The sequence below is a fragment of the Paenibacillus sp. FSL E2-0190 genome (assembly GCF_037992965.1).
GTDB classification, from domain to species: domain Bacteria; phylum Bacillota; class Bacilli; order Paenibacillales; family Paenibacillaceae; genus Paenibacillus_AQ; species Paenibacillus_AQ odorifer.
Genome location: NZ_CP150306.1, coordinates 3,208,790 through 3,226,629, shown reverse-complemented (window position 1 = coordinate 3,226,629; position 17,840 = coordinate 3,208,790). Strand labels below are relative to the sequence as shown.

21 protein-coding genes are annotated in these 17,840 nt (G+C 40.1%); 3 read left to right on the top strand and 18 right to left on the bottom strand.

The window, feature by feature from the left end:
* Positions 1–37 precede the first annotated feature (37 nt).
* Entirely contained in the window at positions 38–532 is a 495-nt protein-coding gene (locus tag NST25_RS14135; protein ID WP_076129365.1) for a DUF6803 family protein, read from the top strand.
* Between the two features lie 78 nt (positions 533–610).
* Here the strand turns inward: NST25_RS14135 and NST25_RS14130 are convergent, their stop codons facing one another.
* A complete protein-coding gene (locus NST25_RS14130) occupies positions 611–2,059 on the bottom strand; it encodes an MDR family MFS transporter (RefSeq protein WP_076129364.1) in 1,449 nt (482 codons plus the stop codon).
* Between the two features lie 153 nt (positions 2,060–2,212).
* Here NST25_RS14130 and NST25_RS14125 point away from each other — a divergent pair, with 153 nt between their 5' ends.
* The gene (locus NST25_RS14125) at positions 2,213–2,761 is read left to right on the top strand and encodes a PadR family transcriptional regulator (protein ID WP_076185873.1); all 549 of its coding nucleotides are present in this window, start codon (positions 2,213–2,215) and stop codon (positions 2,759–2,761) included.
* Between the two features lie 60 nt (positions 2,762–2,821).
* Here NST25_RS14125 and NST25_RS14120 read toward each other — a convergent pair whose 3' ends face one another.
* From NST25_RS14120 to msrA, 4 genes are all read right to left on the bottom strand, one after another.
* Positions 2,822–4,219: a HAMP domain-containing sensor histidine kinase gene (locus tag NST25_RS14120; protein ID WP_340394246.1), complete on the bottom strand. Its 1,398-nt coding sequence runs from the start codon at positions 4,217–4,219 to the stop codon at positions 2,822–2,824.
* The gene (locus NST25_RS14115; protein WP_248548209.1) at positions 4,216–4,923 is read right to left on the bottom strand and encodes a response regulator transcription factor; all 708 of its coding nucleotides are present in this window, start codon (positions 4,921–4,923) and stop codon (positions 4,216–4,218) included. The genes NST25_RS14120 and NST25_RS14115 overlap by 4 nt, the downstream gene beginning before the upstream one ends.
* 98 nt (positions 4,924–5,021) lie before the next feature.
* Entirely contained in the window at positions 5,022–6,212 is a 1,191-nt protein-coding gene (locus tag NST25_RS14110; RefSeq protein WP_340394244.1) for a cell wall-binding repeat-containing protein, read from the bottom strand.
* A gap of 169 nt (positions 6,213–6,381) precedes the next feature.
* Positions 6,382–6,894, bottom strand: a complete 513-nt coding sequence (gene msrA / locus NST25_RS14105) for a peptide-methionine (S)-S-oxide reductase MsrA (RefSeq protein WP_076275682.1) — start codon at positions 6,892–6,894, stop codon at positions 6,382–6,384.
* Positions 6,895–7,055: 161 nt separating this feature from the next.
* Between msrA and NST25_RS14100 the strand changes: the two genes are divergently transcribed.
* Positions 7,056–7,964, top strand: coding sequence for an aldo/keto reductase (locus tag NST25_RS14100; protein WP_248548207.1), 909 nt, complete (start codon positions 7,056–7,058; stop codon positions 7,962–7,964).
* A gap of 336 nt (positions 7,965–8,300) precedes the next feature.
* On the opposite strand, the gene NST25_RS14095 is transcribed toward NST25_RS14100, so the two are convergent.
* From NST25_RS14095 to NST25_RS14035, 13 genes are all read right to left on the bottom strand, one after another.
* Positions 8,301–8,993, bottom strand: coding sequence for a class I SAM-dependent methyltransferase (locus tag NST25_RS14095; RefSeq protein WP_248548206.1), 693 nt, complete (start codon positions 8,991–8,993; stop codon positions 8,301–8,303).
* Between the two features lie 108 nt (positions 8,994–9,101).
* On the bottom strand, positions 9,102–9,500 hold the full coding sequence (locus tag NST25_RS14090) for an Rrf2 family transcriptional regulator (RefSeq protein WP_036678138.1): 399 nt from the start codon (positions 9,498–9,500) through the stop codon (positions 9,102–9,104).
* 89 nt (positions 9,501–9,589) lie between these two features.
* Positions 9,590–9,775, bottom strand: a complete 186-nt coding sequence (locus NST25_RS14085) for a hypothetical protein (protein WP_340394243.1) — start codon at positions 9,773–9,775, stop codon at positions 9,590–9,592.
* A gap of 15 nt (positions 9,776–9,790) precedes the next feature.
* Complete coding sequence (locus tag NST25_RS14080) at positions 9,791–10,876, bottom strand: CHAP domain-containing protein (RefSeq protein WP_340394242.1); 1,086 nt, start codon at positions 10,874–10,876, stop codon at positions 9,791–9,793.
* 76 nt (positions 10,877–10,952) lie between these two features.
* Positions 10,953–11,642 (bottom strand): hypothetical protein, encoded by a 690-nt coding sequence (locus NST25_RS14075; protein ID WP_312148073.1) that lies wholly within the window; start codon positions 11,640–11,642, stop codon positions 10,953–10,955.
* Position 11,643: 1 nt separating this feature from the next.
* On the bottom strand, positions 11,644–13,032 hold the full coding sequence (locus tag NST25_RS14070; RefSeq protein ID WP_340394240.1) for a serine hydrolase: 1,389 nt from the start codon (positions 13,030–13,032) through the stop codon (positions 11,644–11,646).
* 116 nt (positions 13,033–13,148) lie between these two features.
* Positions 13,149–13,385, bottom strand: coding sequence for a DUF3977 family protein (locus tag NST25_RS14065; protein WP_076219092.1), 237 nt, complete (start codon positions 13,383–13,385; stop codon positions 13,149–13,151).
* A 30-nt stretch (positions 13,386–13,415) separates the two neighbouring features.
* The gene (locus NST25_RS14060; protein ID WP_340394238.1) at positions 13,416–13,931 is read right to left on the bottom strand and encodes a GNAT family N-acetyltransferase; all 516 of its coding nucleotides are present in this window, start codon (positions 13,929–13,931) and stop codon (positions 13,416–13,418) included.
* A 150-nt stretch (positions 13,932–14,081) separates the two neighbouring features.
* Positions 14,082–14,738 carry a CatB-related O-acetyltransferase gene (locus NST25_RS14055; protein WP_340394236.1) on the bottom strand — a complete coding sequence of 219 codons (657 nt, stop codon included), beginning with the start codon at positions 14,736–14,738 and terminating at the stop codon, positions 14,082–14,084.
* Positions 14,739–14,922: 184 nt separating this feature from the next.
* The gene (locus NST25_RS14050; RefSeq protein ID WP_076135041.1) at positions 14,923–15,699 is read right to left on the bottom strand and encodes a DUF817 domain-containing protein; all 777 of its coding nucleotides are present in this window, start codon (positions 15,697–15,699) and stop codon (positions 14,923–14,925) included.
* 2 nt (positions 15,700–15,701) lie between these two features.
* Positions 15,702–15,917 carry a helix-turn-helix transcriptional regulator gene (locus NST25_RS14045; protein ID WP_076129351.1) on the bottom strand — a complete coding sequence of 72 codons (216 nt, stop codon included), beginning with the start codon at positions 15,915–15,917 and terminating at the stop codon, positions 15,702–15,704.
* 10 nt (positions 15,918–15,927) lie between these two features.
* Positions 15,928–16,410, bottom strand: a complete 483-nt coding sequence (locus NST25_RS14040) for a DUF2975 domain-containing protein (protein WP_038570783.1) — start codon at positions 16,408–16,410, stop codon at positions 15,928–15,930.
* Between the two features lie 208 nt (positions 16,411–16,618).
* Positions 16,619–17,833, bottom strand: a complete 1,215-nt coding sequence (locus NST25_RS14035; RefSeq protein ID WP_340394234.1) for a hypothetical protein — start codon at positions 17,831–17,833, stop codon at positions 16,619–16,621.
* Positions 17,834–17,840: the final 7 nt, after the last annotated feature.

Sequence of the window (17,840 nt, the reverse complement as noted above, 5' to 3'; positions counted from 1 at the left end):
TAACTGAAGCTATTACATATTATCGGAGGAGTATCTTATGAACATGACGCATTACATGTCTTTGCTAGCGGACAACCAGCCTTGGAATTTGATTATATTCATGGCCATCCCCGTGATTTTTGCTGAGACGATTACCATTACAGAGTTTATTATTTTGTTCACCAAGAATCTAACAGGCCCACTACGATCCTTCAACAAAGTCTGCAGCATACTCGCAGGGATATATTTCACAGGTGTATTCCTCTACTTGTTCCCAACTGCGTTTATTCCTTTGTCTGTGAATGGGGAATGGCACACATGGGTTGATATCGTAGCCGTGGGCTTCTATTTAAGCGGAGTACTCTTCTTATTGCCACTGGCTTTGTTAGATCTTGGTCTGATTGCCCGTAAACGATCGGAAGAGCACAAGATGAAGCTGCATTTTCTGCTTATTAGTGGATTCTTGGTCGTGGCGCATATCGCGATGATATTTGGGATGATTAATCCGGAAATTGTAGGGAGTATGGGTGGAATGGGCGATATGATGCATTAAAGTTTATTAACAAAACGTAATCTAAGACAAAAAGCAGATCAAGGATAAAACCTTGATCTGCTTTTTGTATCGTACCGGTTATCCTGCGTTTTGTACAGTTACCACAGTACGCTTCTTGCGTAATAAAAACATCAGTGGAAATCCAAACAACACAATAATGGAACCTACCACAAAAACATCATTCACACCCATCGTGAACGATAGCAAACGTATCGAATCTGTATTACTTGCACCGGAGCTGATCAACTCTTTAGAGTGGAGTAAGGATCTACTCGACAGCAGTGAGGTGAATACTGCAATCCCAAGTGAGCTTAACACATTGCGAACCCAGTTGTTGATCGACGTAGCATGCCCAGACCATTCGACAGGAATTTCCTCCATTGAGGCTGTACTGCTTGGAACATTGGCTAGTCCAATGCCGAGATTACGAACGACCATCGCCCACATAATAAAGCTATAAGATATGTTCGTTTGCAGCCGACTAAGCATGAATAAACCGATGAATATAAATAAAATACCCGCAGAAATCAACTTCACAGGTCCGAACTTTGGATACAGCTTACCTACGATTGGACTCAGCAAGGCAAGGAGGATCGAGGACGGCAATAAAATCAGCCCTGTTTTAAGCGTTGTAGCCCCTTCTACCGTTTGTAAGAACAAAGGGGTTAAATAGGTTCCGGCATACATCGCAATCGTAACTAAGCTATAGATACTAAGCATGGCGGTAAAACGGCGATTACGGAATACACGCAAATTCAGCAGAGGTACCTCCGCCTTCAGCTCGCGCAAAACAAACAAAACTAACAATACAACTCCCAAAAGGATTAACGATAAGGTTTTCCACGAAGTCCATCCCCAGCTATTGCCTTGGCTAAATGCAGTTAATAATGATAAACTACCGAGGACAACGGTAAGGAAACCAGGAATATCAAATGACTTCGGAATATTCATTCGATAATATGGAATTAACGTTAGGGTTAGAATAACAGCTATGATTCCAATAGGGATGTTAATTAAGAATAACCAATGCCAGCTGGCATATTGGAGCAGCCACCCACTAAACGTTGGTCCTATGGCTGGCGCGACCATCGCGGATAACGACCAGAGGCTTACTGCAAAAGGTCTGCGTTCTCCCGGTATTACTTGAAATATGATGGTCATTGTACAAGCCATGATGAGACCGCTACACGAACCCTGTAGCATCCGAAATACAATTAATGATGTTGGATCCCATGCTAAAGCACAAAGCAAAGAGAACATGGTGAATCCCATCAAGGCGAAAAGATAAAGCTTTTTGTAGCTGAATCTTCCTCCGAGATATCCGGCGAGTGGTGCGGTTACTCCTGTCGCCAGCATAAAACCGGTGACCATCCATTGCATGGTGTTCAGACTCGTATTGAAATGATCCATTAAAAGAGGAACAGCAATGTTGATCGTCGTTGTACTTAAGACAGAGACGAAATTTCCGAAGAATATGGCAATCATGATCGGCCAAAAATGTATTTTGCTTGCTTGATTTTCTTCCATGCTTCCCCTCCTCATTATTTTTTATATGTCTACTTTTACATATATAAGGTGACTTGAATAATGTTATAATCGTATGATCAATATGTCAATGATGACATATCCCCGAAAAATTCAATGAAAACGGATTTATAATAACTGGAGGGCTTTATAGTAATGAATACACTGTCTTATGGACTTCTAGCTTTACTTAGCGCTAACTCATTGTCTGGATATGAATTAACTCAGAATATCAAGCCGCTCTGGCGTGCTGGACATAGTCAAATCTACCCTCTATTAATGAGCATGGAGCAGCAAGGTTATATCACCTTTAAGCTCATTGAACAGACCGATAAACCGGATAAAAAAGAATACTCCATTACGAAAGCAGGACTGGAACAATTGCGGCAATGGGTGGAAACTACTGCAGAGCCTCCGGTGCTGCGGGATGAGCTGCATTTTAAGCTGTATAGCTTATGGCTATCCAACCCGAAAGAAGCCAAGGACCTATTGCTAAAACGTGCAGAGTTTTGTAAAAGTGAGCTGGAGCGATACAAGGTTTTGCTCAAAGCAAACGAAGTCTTGCGTGATGAACGCGGTGAGACTCGTGAGTTAAAAGCCACCACTTTTGGACGTTATTTACTGATCCGCAAACGTGTGCTTGATATGGAGAGCTCTATACAATTCTGCGAATGGGCACTTGAAGAGCTTGAGTCGAATCAATAACATTATAAACAAGCAAAAAAGAGACCTCATTTTGTATCGGAAGTCTCTTTTTACTTACATTTATTCGGATTTAGATAAATTCAATAGTTGCACCTCGCAACGAGTACCCGCTCCAGGCTGACTCATCATTCGAATCTTGCCTCCATGCAATTCCACCAGCTTTTTAACAATGGAAAGTCCCAGACCTGAACCTCCGTATTGTCTTGAACGTGATTTCTCTACCCGGTAGAAACGCTCGAAGATATAGGGAAGCTCTTCCTCAGGAATACCTATTCCTGTATCTTCAACTATTAGAGTTGCAGCATCCGCTGCAAATTCCACATGAATAATAATCTCGCCTTCATCCGTATAACGAATTGCATTTTCCAGAAGGTTCATTATAATCTGTTCCATACGTTTTTGATCTCCACGGATCATATACGCATCTCCGCTAAGCTGAAGCTTCAGCTGTAACCCCTTCTCTTTTGCTTTCAGTTCAACTCTGCGCACGGCTTGTTCCGTTAGCTGACTGAGATCGATCCACTCTTGGGTAAGTGTAACCTTTCCTTCCTCCATCTTTGCCAGTTCAAATAAATCATCCACCAGATGCTGGAGCCGATGTGCTTCCTGATGAATGATATCCAAGTATAGATCCCTTTCCCCCTCGGTCTCGTAAAGCCCATCTTTTATAACCTTGGTGTACCCCTCCAAATATGTAATGGGCGTTCTCAGCTCATGTGAGATATTTGCCAGAAATTCCTGCCTTGTATCCCTGTATCGTTGTAGATCGACAGCCAGATCATTTATGGCCGCAGCCAAAAAACCAATCTCATCGGTACTACGTATAGAAAGTCTCGTTTCCAGCTCGCCAGCCGCGATTTTCCGGGTTGCCTTTTGCATCTTGATCAGAGGTCTAGACAAAATCATGGCGATCACACCAGTGATCCCTAAAGCCAATATAAAAGCCCCCATTCCTGCAATCAGCAGGAGGTTCCGGATGGAAGCCAAAGATTGCTTCATACTCTCTGTAGAGGACATTACATAAAGTGCAGACTGAGTTGTATCCCCCTCCATTATTGGTTTTCCAATGATAAAATAAGAATGTCCAGCAGGATCTTTATACTCAAAATCAACACTTTTCCCAGCGAAAATCCTACTAACATCCGAAGCATGGATGAATGAACGATCCAAACGATCATGTACACCCGAGTGGAGTATCACATTGCCATCCTTTGAGATATTAAAGATACTGACATCCGAAAATTCTGCAAAGGTACTCATCATCTGCTCGTTTGAACTATCCTGCGATTCCGCCATTCCAATAAAATGTGAGGTGAGTTCCTCCGTCTCTTTTTGCATCTCGTTGTAATAAAAGTTTGTAAACATCCGCTCTATAGTAACTCCAAGGACAAGCAAAACAACTACAAAAACAGACATAATAACAAAACCAAGCTTAAGTCCGATGATGTTATTTTTCATACCTGATTACCGGGAGCATGAAATTTATAACCTAATCCCCACACCGTCTGAACCGGATTATAGGCTAGCCCTGCTTTATGTAGTTTCTCGCGGATATTCTTAATATGGGTGTCAATAACACGATTCTCCCCCTCATAATTATTCCCCCATAATCGCTCCACCAGTTCTTCTCTCGTAAAAACCCGGGTAGTATTTTGCGCCAAAGTGGCCAGTAGATCAAACTCCTTGAGCGTGAATTCAATGGATGTATCCTGAATATGTACCTCCCTAGCTTCTGGGTATATTTTAAAATTAGGGTATGTGAGCACCTTTTCCTGAGAGTGCCAGGCAAATGTAAGTGTTGAACGCCGCAGCAGAGAATAAATCCTAGCCACTAATTCTTCCGGCTCAAACGGTTTAGTAAGATAATCATCTGCACCTATACCGAGACCACGTACCTTATCCTTGGTTTCAGAACGTGCGGTTAGCATTAGAATTGGGATAGAGCTTGTCTCCCTCACCAGCTTGCAGACCTGCCAGCCATCCATATCCGGCATCATCACATCCAGCAAGATTAGGTCAAAGCTGTGTTGTTTCAACAGTTGGAGTGCCTCATGACCCGTTGACGCCTCTTTTGTAGACATCCCTTCTTTACTTAAATAAATCCGCAATAAATTCCGCATGTTCCATTCATCATCTACGATCAGTATCTGTAGCTTATTCAAGCCGTTCACCCTCTTTATGACCTAGTTCTTCTCATTATACAAAAAAAACACAGAACAAGCCGACATCATCCCTAAAAGATGCCAGCCTGTGATTATGGTTAGTGGCCGGAATGCGGATTGCCTCCTGCAGCAGGTGAGATTTCTAGCATGTCATCGATTTCACTTTGTGCTCGCTCATTTATTGTAAGGTTATCCCCAGTTATCCAAGCATGATTGTAAGGACCTTCTGCTGGTGAATCTTGAAATTTAGGTTGAAGCTCCATCATATAGTCCATTACTGAATCTGGCAGCCCGTCTTTTTCCGTAAAAATAAGCGGCGCATGTTTCCCCAAATGAGAAAAAGGCGCAGCGGCGATAGCTATCATCGTTGAATCCGTGGTTAACAAAGACAGGTTATGACCGGGTGTAGTGATTCCCCAGCCGAATCCGTTATTGGCATCCTTAAAACTTGCAAAAGCTATAGCGTTCTTAAAAACATCTTCTCCAGCTATACGGGTAACTGTTCCGTATTCTTTTAATTGCTTTTCTACATCTGCTGAGACAATGTCTTCTGGTCCGAGGATGTAAATGGTTGCGCTACCTCCACGTTCTTTTAAAGCCTCGACCGTTGAGTTAGGAATTTCGTCTTTGGTTACAAAGAGAAGAGGTTCAGGCATATGTGCGATCCAATTCACTGCTGGCAACGTGTACTCAGGGCTATCCATAGAACCAATAATGACCGACTTTGAAAGTTCACCCGCTGCTTTGGCGTAATAAGTATCTATAGCCTGAGCCACTGCCGCTGGCTCATTCCCTTCTATCCGGTCTACTTTTAAATCAATGGCCTTTAATTGTTGTTCGACATTGGATGCCATAGGCCCAACAAGCACTACCTGAACCCCTTTATTGCCTTCAGCACCTATTGGATTCAGTCGCTTAAGTTCAGCGAGAGTAACCTCAGGAACCCCTTCTTTTGTGGTATACAGTACAGGCCCATTACTGGGATGATGAATCAAATCTGCACTAACTGCGGCGATCTGCCAATTACTCACATCCGTCAAAACTACACTTGAAGGTCTATTATTCTTTGTTTGCGCAGTCCATAAAGTCTGAGAAACTAACACTGCGGCTTGAATCGGATCTGAAGTGTTAATACGAGTAGTATTCTTCGTAGCTATCCATGGTTGCTCCACCGTTGCAGAACTAGCTTGCGAATTAACCTTAGATGGAGAATTATTGCCTGATTGGCAGCTTGTTAACACTGTACTCAAAAGCAAACTAACGGCAACAAATGGTATGATTTTTTTCATCCTAAACCCTCCTGTGTGATGTTCTCGCTTGATTTAGAGTAGTTTAGTCTACAAATGTGTGGAAAGTATGTAGAATTTAAAATAAATAAAATTTGTATATAATGCAAAAAGAGCATCCTGTAAGCCATGAATGACTCAGGATGCTCTTGGTTTAAAGTTTTTTTAACACTTACCAGTGTTTAGCGATAAAAGTATCCCGACCGGATTGCTCCCGATCTTCTTTGTAGTGCTTGGGATTCTTATGATGATAATCCTGATGATACTCTTCTGCACGATAAAAAGCTGGCGCCGGAAGAATTTCCGTAACGACTGGACCGGAGAATCTGCCGCTGACCGCAACCTGTTCCTTCGAGGCAAGAGCTGCTAAACGCTGTTCTTCATTATAATAGAAGATCGCTGTCCGGTACTGAGTTCCTCGATCCTGGAATTGCCCACCATCATCGGTAGGGTCAATCTGAGGCCAATATAATTCAAGCAGCTTCTCGTATGAAAAAAGCGCTGGATCAAACGTAATCTGCACAACCTCGTAATGCCCCGTTGTTCCGGTTTTGACTTCTTCGTAGGTGGGATTCTCAGTTAACCCTCCCGCATATCCCGATACAATTCCATGAATGCCTGGTAATTCCTCAAACGGTGTCACCATGCACCAAAAACATCCGCCTGCAAACATCGCTTGTTCCATATGATCCAATCTCTCCCTATCTATCTTCATCTAATAAATAATATATGCTATGACGATAAAGCCAAAAGATCATAAAGTCAATGGAAGTCCGAAGCACCATTAGAATTCAATTCTCCAAAACGTTATAATATAACAACAACAGAAGTAGAAAGGACTACGTTATGAGAAAAAATCGTTTAGGACAATCCGATTTGTATGTAAGTGAGATAGGACTTGGCTGTATGTCTTTGGGTACGGATGAGGCGAAAGCCATTTCCATTGTTCATGAAGCACTCGATCAAGGAATCAATTTTGTTGATACAGCAGATCTTTATGATGAGGGCCGTAATGAAGAAATTATTGGCAAAGCCATTCGTCAACGTCGACAGGATGTAATCCTGACCACAAAAGTTGGCAACCGCAGAATTCCCGGCCAAGAAGGCTGGAGCTGGGACCCTTCAAAAGCCTATATTAAAAATGCAGTCAAAGATAGTCTCAAACGGCTGCAAACCGATTACATCGATCTATACCAGCTGCATGGCGGCACTATTGAAGATCCAATTGACGAAACGATTGAAGCTTTTGAAGAACTTAAGCAAGAGGGTCTTATCCGCTATTATGGGATCTCTTCTATTCGTCCTAATGTAATTAGAGAATATGTGAAAAAATCAAATATCGTAAGTGTTATGAGCCAATATAGCATTTTAGATCGACGTCCTGAGGAAGAAATCCTTCCTCTGCTAGCTAAGCATGGAATTAGCATGATCGCACGCGGGCCTTTAGCAGGGGGCATTCTATCAGAGCGTGGTCGCAGCAAAGCCGAGAAGAATTACTTAGATTACAGTAGTGAGGAACTTCTGAATTTGCATGATCAGCTTTCGCAGGAAACTAGTGACTCTCGCAATCTTGCACAAACAGCGCTTCATTATCCACTAGCTAATCCATCTGTAGCCGTTATTATTCCTGGGGCAAGCAGTCTGGAGCAATTAAAAAGCAATGTAATGGCTGCTGATGTAGCTCCACTCACTTCGGAGGAACTTGCAGACATTCAGCGGATAAGCAAAGCAAATCGTTACAAGCTTCATGTATAGATTAGTCACTTTCGTTAAAAACAATGAGGTGTCCATAGCCATACAATGGCTGTTGGGCACCCCCTACTTTTTGAAGCTACCTGATCGCTGATCTAATCCTTAAACTTGGTTTAATTAAGTACTAATCACACTTATGAATCGCACTATAGGACACAGTTGACCTTATACGCTACTTTTTCCTATATTAAGGGTGCTCGCGGACTCCATAGTCGCTATGAGCATGATAATCACCATATATCACCCTCTATTTAAGGAATAGCAGCACTGGAGTCCGAAATCATGCTCCAACGCCTAAATATATACAAATAACGTCATCTGGGTCCGAAAGTATTCTAGTCACTCCGCGTGACACATCCAGCCTGCCATAATTCCAGTAGAATAAAATCGAGTGATTCTTGTGAAGCCTGATTCTTTCAATAACTCTTCAATTTGTTTTTCGGGAAGGAAAGAAATTTTTGTAATATTGCTACTTACATTATCAAACGCTTTGGGAGATTCATACCCTGCAACCCAAAAGCTTTTCCATACGTTTATTCTGTCGTGGAGTTCAGGATCATCCAAATCTCCATATGCACTTACGAGAACAAATGGAGCACCCGGTTTCAGATTATCCTTTATAGAGCGAAGCAAATTCAATTTTTCTTGAACATCATGAATGAAATGAAGGACCAAAATACAACTTGCCACATCGAACTTTGAGTCCTGCTGAGGAAGATCATCGATTGTCCCAGGAATCAGACTGACACGGCTCTCTAGGCCCAGTTCATCTATCTTTAATTTCGCAATCTTAAGCATATCTTCCGAAGGATCCACTCCAGTAAATGTCCAGTTTGGGTTAGATGGCCCCCATGCCGAAAATTCATTTCCTCCCCCCGCACCGACCACGAGCATAGATACAGGGATGTCACCTAATTCGAAACGAAAATAAGATTGGATCATCGAAAATAATGAATCATAAGAGGGAATCGAAATATGAGTGGTTTTTTCATAGGTCGCCCTCTTGGCATTTAATTTTTGCTCTTCAGTCATTGTAATCATCCTCCATTGTTTTAAACTTCACATTTTAGTATCAAAACACACATTAAAGACATTACGGATTTATATTGTCTCTAATAAACCCGAAAAAAGAACGGATCTTTACTCCGTCTTCATCGTTTTTGCCAAATCTGCAATTTTCGTGTTCTCTAAGTACTGCTCCATCTGTCGCTCAGCGTCAATCACAACCTGTTGAATCAGACATTCACTTCCGTGATCTAGACTGCATTCAAAAAAGGAAGCCGTTCCTTCGATTGCATGGATAATATCCAAAAAAGAGATTTCTTCCGACTTGCGTCTGAGACGATAACCGCCATTAGCACCAGGTGCAGATTGAATCAATCCAGCCTTCACTAGCTTAGTCATCATTTTGGACAGATAGGTTTGGGAAACACCTAACTTCTCAGCAAGCAATTGAACACCCACCGGCTTATCAGACGCCACCGTCACCATATAGAGCATTGCATGAAGTGCATAATCTGTCGCTTGGGAATATTTCATTCAGCACCTCCATTAACGACTTTAGAAATCTATGATAACTCTAACATTGCTAAAAGGCAAGTTTGTTCGCTTTTTAAAAGAGAAGAAGCTCAAGAATCTTTGTCCCAAGCTGGCTCATTTCTCCCTTCAAAAGTAACGATAAAAACCGGAGTTTTATTTAGATATTTTTGCAGTTGCAGCGTATTATTTTTTTCCAGAGCTTGTTCTGAAAATAATTCAAAATTAGGGTTAGACATTAATAGATACTCAGCCTTAATATTCTTAACTGTGATCATCCGAATGAACTCCCCTCAACTAATTGGAGTATACTCACCATTAAACTCAAATTCATAGTCATTAGCGATACGGATATAGCCATATACGCAATGCCAGCGATCTCTGTAGAAAACACTGGAATAATTCTGATTATCCCTATTTCCTTCAGCAACTAAGATCTCCTTGTCATCGCATGCTAAAACAATACCTGTATGATCGTGAGGGTCATTAGTTAGCAATTTTTCATAAATCACAATATCACCACGCTGAGGAGTAAACCCCTCTTGCCCGTCAAAATAAAAAAATGCGGTCTCAGGTAGTTGCGCCCACTCTAACCAAGCCCCTACGCCAGCTAATCGAAAATCAGCATTCGGATATCGAATCGGCAGCAGAAATCCAGCTTGCATACAGCAGTAATATACAAATGCTGCGCACCAATTGTTTTGTAATACTTTATAAATCCCTTGGTCAGGCCAATATTTACAGATTTCTCGATATCGTTCGTTTCCTGGTATTCCAACAATGTTTTCTTTTCCAAATGTTTCAGCAATATTAGCTAACTTACCTCGTTTATCCGTAGGCTGGTGAACTTCAGCCCCGCTACTGTAATCTAACTCTTCCAAAAAATCCTCTGGAATCGTCATTTCACGAAGTACATTCCGAAGCCTATTCGTGTCCTGTTGTGTTACATTACATCCCCTATTCTGCAAGTGTAATTGTAGAACTTGAGCATCCTTTAGAATCTCTTCATAGGGACCCTGAACTTTATTCCTGTCCCCTTGATGGAAGATTGCCTTTAGAATTTGAGTCAGCTCTTCTTTGGTAAACATATTCAAGTCTCTTAATAAAGGCCTTACGGTATCAGCACTGTTGGGACCTGGAAATTCCTTGACTCCGGTTTTGAAGAAATAATAATTATGAAGCAGTCCTATAATGGCTGCCAATTCCTGATTTTGTTCTCTTTTCATGGCAAGCAATGAAGCGAAACTAGACACTCCGTACAGGTGAACACACGCTTCCTGTTTCCGTTGTTCGCTACCTATAGACATGATCATTTCTTGAACAAGCACACGCACACTATCGAGGCGCTGGTTTACTTTTGTTATCAGGCGTTGAGTCACTGGAAACCTTCCCTTCTGTTACTACTCAGCTGTAATAATATTAAAGCAAATAACTCACATATTTATTTTTATCAATTCATTCCCTAAAGACTACCTTTTTCTGTCCATCCTTGACGAACTCCACACCAAAATAATCGGTATTACCGTCCGCCCCGAATTCAGCGATCCGAGCATCAGGCTTACTCTCAAAATAAATGTGATGTCTAATATTAGATCTTGGTAACAAGGTGATTTCTTGCGGCTGAACCTCTGCGAATGACCATATCCCTTGAGGATTACCGTACTCTCGAAAGATTGGACGGATCATAATGGTTTCATTTTTCCCGCCATAGTTGATTAGCCTGATTGTGCATTGAACTTCCACCATATCCTCTTGAGTACCATACATACAGTGCGAATCTTTTTCCAGAAAATCCACAACTTCAATTCCTTCATTGTTCATATTCACAAGATAATACAATCGTTCTGTTAGAAATGGATACAAATAATAAAAAATGATAAAAAAAAGAATAACCGTTCTGCCTACATATTTTTTATAGCGCTGCTTAAAGTGCATAATAGTTAAATTCCCACTGAAAATTAACAAAATGATCCCGAATATTGCTGAGTAATGTAAACCATGGTTTGTCGCAGGTTCGCTCCAAGGTGGAATTCCAATAGTTCTGAAGAGGTAATCCCCAAACATAGTACCCTGATGTGTGATTCCCACAAAAACTAAAGAAAACAGCAAAAATAAAACAGCTATCCAACCTTTACCCTTGGTCATTTCATCCCTCCCAACCAATAACAGTTATGTCTTCTCTATCCTCTAAGGAAAGATTCCTATGCATATGCAGTTCAATTTTTTTACCGCTAAAACTCAAAGTGTAATCAACTACGTAAGGGGTTTCAATGTAATATACCGTGAGGATTAATTTGGAATCATCATATTGCCAGCTTGCAGATGTACAAACTTCCTGCTCACTAAGGGATAAGTCTTTAATAAATAAACTTTTTGCATGGGTAGGCCTTAAAAAATTGAACGGAAATTCATCTAAATGATCGTCGTAAAGTAAAGAAAAACTAAGGTGCTCTTCTTCAAACTTCAGTGTTAATTCTTTGATTTTATGCTTATTATCTTCAAAGATATAAATTCCACTGTACGATCTATAATCTACTTTAACTATCCTGTTTACTAAGGAGGTAAATGTAGGAGGTTTAATAATGTTAGATGCAACCGTTGGCCAATCAAGGTTCAGTAAATTTGCATATATGATATCTAAAAAATCCTGTAACTTCTTCATCTCGGTAAAACTTGAAGTTGCAGCAATCACAATCTCTTGACTCGGATCAATGAAACACAATTGACCAAAAGCTCCATTCCCCATCTTACATCCATTCCTGCACATAAAGAACTGATAACCATATCCGTTTGACCAGTCGGTCTTATTTTGTCCCCAACGATTATCGCTTTGTTCATTTAGCGCCAGCTTTAAATAATCTTCAGAAACAATTCTACAGCTATTGTAAACCCCTTGATTGAGGAGCATCTGGCCAAATTTCGCGATTCCATCTGTTGCTATGCTTAGTCCCATTCCACCAGCAACAATTCCTACCGGGCAAGTCTCCCATTCCGGTCTTTCTATGTCCAACGGGGTAAATAATCTTGGCATTAGAAAATCAACAAGATTTTCTCCAGTCGTCTTTTCGATAATAGCCGAAACCATATAAGTGGCGTGTGTATTGTAATTGTAATAACTTCCCGGTTCATCTTCTACGTCCAAAGCTAAAAAGGCACGAACCCAATCATTTTGCTTGGCTATCGCACCATAGATACTATTGTTATGTCCTGTATTCATGGAAAGAAGATGATGTATCGTCATCTTCTCTAAATTAGGTGAAATTGAGCTAGGAAGCTGATCCGGGAAAAAAGAAACCACTTTATCCGTTAATTCAAAATAACCGTTATCCCATGCTATGCCTGCTGCAATAGATGTAAAGCTCTTACTTAGAGAAAATAAAACCTGGGGAACGTTTTTGCGGTACGGTTGACGATAAAACTCGGTAATAACTTCTCCCTTACGCAATAGCATAAAAGTATTAACCGGTAAATCAGATCGTTCAAGTTCTTCATAAAACTTAGACAGCGCTTGGGTCAAATTCTCTGGATTATCCATTTAAACCTCGCTTGTCGTTATATTTTGAGTTTTTAATAATTCTCAGGTAGAGCACTAAGTCTCGTGTCAGGTCTCCTCCATTTGTTCATTTAGACGGCAACCTTGTCATACTTAACCTAAAGACTTGTTATACCAAAAATAATCTTCAACGTTTTACGACTCTTCTTACATATTTTCAAGCCTTGTTTTAAGTCTAGAATGATTACAGTTTTGCCAATCCAAATCCTAAAATATAACGAGCGGAACTTTACCGGTGTCACTATGCCTTTTTCTTCATATTCCGTTCCATCCTCTAACTCCGTTTCAGTTCTAATAAGCCATGTATTGCCGATACCAAATTCGATATACTTCAGAATCTATCTCCCCCCGTACAAGAGCTGCTTTTATTGCTCAATAGTTTTTATTAGATAAAGGCAGAGATCATCGTCCACACAAACATGTGCCCCAGGCTCAACAGGCTTATTATCGTACATGATTCCCCGCCCATCAGGGATAAAACCACGCTTTATATACATCCGTTGTGCGGTTCCATAGTCAGCGTATAATCCAAATCCAATACCAATAGTATTAGATATAGTAAAAGCATCTTTTTCAAGAGCTTCAATTAATACACTTCCTACCCCACGTTTCCTAAATGGCGGGATGACGTCAAAGTTTTGAATTTCAGGTATATTATTCTCTGCAAAATAAGGATATTCCGACCTGTATACCACATGTCCCCATCCAACAAACTCATTTTCACAAAAAGCTAAAAGTGTAACTCGCTTTTCATTTTGATTTTCTTGCCAACAACGTTGGACATAATCAAGAGGTTGGCTTACGTCATGCTCAGATAACCCCATATGTATAATATCAATATCGTTTTGTGTCATTCGACGGATTTGTAAAGGTAAGGCCATAATATAATTTCCTCCTAACTTATTAAATGAGTCCATTCCTATATTAACATACTAATTAGGATTAATCTGGTAAAAAACAATTATTGTTAAACGAACCTGTCAGATAAAAGAACAGGCTGCCGAATATACTGGCAGCCTGTTCTGATTTTGTTATTTTTTTATTTCTTTAAGGTAAAAGTCATATAATTGATCAATAGATGAACTGGAAAAGATAGACGTGGCTTGTTCAATTTTCTCACGTTTCCAATCGAACCAGCGCATTTCCTTTAACTTTTCGATTTCTTGATCTGTAAACCGTTGCTTGATCACTTTAGCAGGATTGCCGCCTACTATCGTATACGGTGGGACATCCTTTACAACAACTGATCCTGCCGCAACAATAGCACCTTCGCCTATTTTCACACCGGGCATAATCATTGCATTCATCCCAATCCAGGCATCACTAGTAATGATTGTATCCCCTTTGGATTCGTAAGAGTTTGCAATCTGGTCTACAAAAGGATACACGGTAATCCATTCAGGATGATGATTGTGATTCCCACCCATGAGAATAATTACACCACTAGCAATACAAACATAATTTCCTATAATCAATTTATCTAAATGCCAACCATAATCTTCACTGGGATTAAACAACTTTCTTGATTGTTCATCACCCCAAAGGTATCTAACACATCCATCTTCAAAATCAAGATTATCGTAATAACCAGAGTAGTATGAGTACTCTCCTACCTCAATCATTGGGTTGGTGACAATATCCTTTAAATACTTAATTTCAGACCAGTGGCTGAACTGATGTTGTTTCATTTTCTTTCCCTCGCTTCTAAGTAATGTAATTCATTTATACTTAGAAGCTTGATGCAGTAGCGACATTCTTAAACCTTTTCAAACGACGAACCATCGTCCTCATCCTTTTCCTAATTGATGCCGTCATTGTAACAAACGAATGATTTATTCGTCAAATCAACCGTATTGTCCGAACTCAGCTCAATTATGAATTTATCGGATTACGGCTAGCCTTAACATGTTTAAGCTGGGCAACTATAATGACGCTAATGATCACTAGAAGGAACCACGAACTGATCTTACTGAAACTAACCAGTTGCCACGTTTGATATTGATCAGGATATTTCCATGCATTAAAAAATGTAGCGATATTTTCAGCTAACCAGATAAAAAAACCCACAATAAAAAAGGCCAGTGTCAAGGGCATTCGATAGGTAACCGTCCGTACCCTATAAATGATCCATGTTTTCCAGAAGACAACAACCACAAGCGCTGTCAGCCACCAACGAAAATCAGGAATGAAATGATGTGTGAAAAAATTTAAATAGATGGCTCCTCCCAACAATCCCGCTGAAGCAAGCCCCGGCCAACCGGTCATATCCATTTTCAATCTTCGCCATATCTGGCACATAAAGCTTGCGACACTTGCATACATAAATCCACTATAGAGGGGTACACCAAACACCTTCGTAAACCCTGGCTCAGGGTATGCCCATGAACCCATCTTTACCTTATAGATTTCCAGCAATAAACCAATAACGTGGAACACACAGATTACTTTTATTTCATCTAGTGTCTCTAATCCAGTACGGTACATGAGGTACTGCACTGTAAGCAGTATTAGAAGAATGGCATCATAACGGTAAAGAAAAGGCATTTCTATTATGTTAGAAAGAGCTAAAGTCCCAAAAATCGCAACAGGAAATATGCAACTCATCGCCTGATGATATCCGAAATGCAGTAATTGTGTTATTGACTTCATTCTTATGTTTCCTCATCATTTTTGTATTCTAATAGATCTCCAGGCTGACATTCCAAAGCCTTACAAATTGCCTCTAACGTTGATAATCGCACCGCTTTTGCTTTTCCATTTTTCAAAATAGAAAGGTTAGCCATTGTTATTCCAACTCTCTCCGAAAGCTCAGTAACACTCATTTTTCTTTTAGCCAGCATCACGTCAATATTAATAATAATCGCCATTGTTTTCACCTCAGACAGTTAAGTCATTTTCTGATTTTATATCAATAGCTTCTTTTAAAAGCTTTTGTAGAACTGCAGCAAAAACGGCAATCACCATGGAGGCAAAAATGATAATCAAGCCGATGACTATAATCCCTGGGGCATCATCTTTCTCCGCCATGAGGTAAAAGAGTGGCATACCAACTACATACAAGCAACTGATGATGATTGCACAATATTTTATTTTCTTTAAAACCTGCACAGACATTTCCGAGAAAGCATTGTTTTTGTCAATATAGCCTAACAGTTTAAAAGCTTGATACAGTGCAAAGTAAAAAGGTATCGCCGAGGCATACAAATCAATGGCAATGAGATATTTCAATAAACTATAATCCGGATACAGTTCTGCTGCGAAACTCGCTATTTCCGGCACCACAAATATGCACAAAGCAAGCACCGGGATACCAATAAGAATAACCGCTGCCCTTAAAAAAAGTGTTGATCCTCTTTCCATAATAAACACACCTCACAGATTTATTGTGAATTGAATTTATCATATTATTTATCGTTTTACAATATATTTTAATCGATATACAGTTATTATTGGTTGTTTTATAACTTTCGACTAAAAAGCCGAGCTAATTGACTTTTGAAGTCACTAGCTCGGCTTATTTCACCTTTTCATATCTCTTTATCTCTATTTTTCTATTCTACAAGTAATTCTAATACTGACCAAGATCGATAAAATTCAAATCCATGTTAGCTTCATCTTCAGCCTGATTTGTAACCTCTGTTGATACTGCTTTTCCTTCGTATTCAAGGTTACCGCTTGTCAAATTGAATACATACAGACGATTACCTTTGAAGTACTTATTACCCATATTCTTATAACCCACAAAATAGAGATAGTCTTGTTTAAAATCATAGGTAATGTTTTCACTTAAATCTATATTTGTATTCTTCAGAGTAGTCTCATATTCTTTACTCACGAGATCGTAAGAAATAACAGTAAATCCTATATTCTCCTTACCCGATACAGCTTTTTGCAGGAAATAAATTTTCTGTCCATACGCATTCATAATATTATTCAATAACATTTCATGCCCTTGGAACGCGAGCGGCGAGATTTGTCCTGTTGCAACATCTACTTGATATGCCTTTTTATGATTATCTTTACTAACCGTTAAAATCCATTGATCCGAGTGATCCAGATTTTGATTGGCTAACCTAACGAATTGATTATCCCCATTTGCTGCTTCAGATTTAGCTCCTGGTAACACGAGCGGCTCATTCGTAATCTCCTTTGTTGTTAGATTAACACGGATAATCTGCGGTTCAGATACATAACCTTTGGCGCTGTGATTCAAAAATACCATTGCAACAAGCTCTTGATCAACAAGCTGTACATTTTGTACATAGATATCTGAAACATCATGATCCACATTGATATCGGATCTGATTTCCTGCGTATTATCCTTTTGCTTATTAAGCACAGAAATACTGAGTCTAGCATTTTTCTTCGCTGATGGATCATTTGATTGCTGCTTATCTACGGTCCAATTCACGTAAGCAAGCATATCCTGATTTTCATAGAACCCAGCTAAGTTCTTCTTCCCACGCATGAACTGACGATGCTGATCCCTCCATTTATCCAATTGTGTGTTCACTGGTCTTCGGTTTAAGCTTTGGCTGATCGTTAACTTTTCATCTGGATAATCTGTACCATTTGTAGTGATATTAGCTCGTTTGATGCCAAAAACACTATCCTTAGTCAGATAATTTCCGTATAAGGCTATACCTTCAACGAGGGAAGCATCCCCTTGAACCATCGTCAGCTTATAATTAGGTAGTGTCTCTTGTGAGGCCTGTACATAATACGTCCCGATTGTAACAACCGAGAACACTACAAGAACGGCGGTAACCATATATTTTCTCATTCCTTAA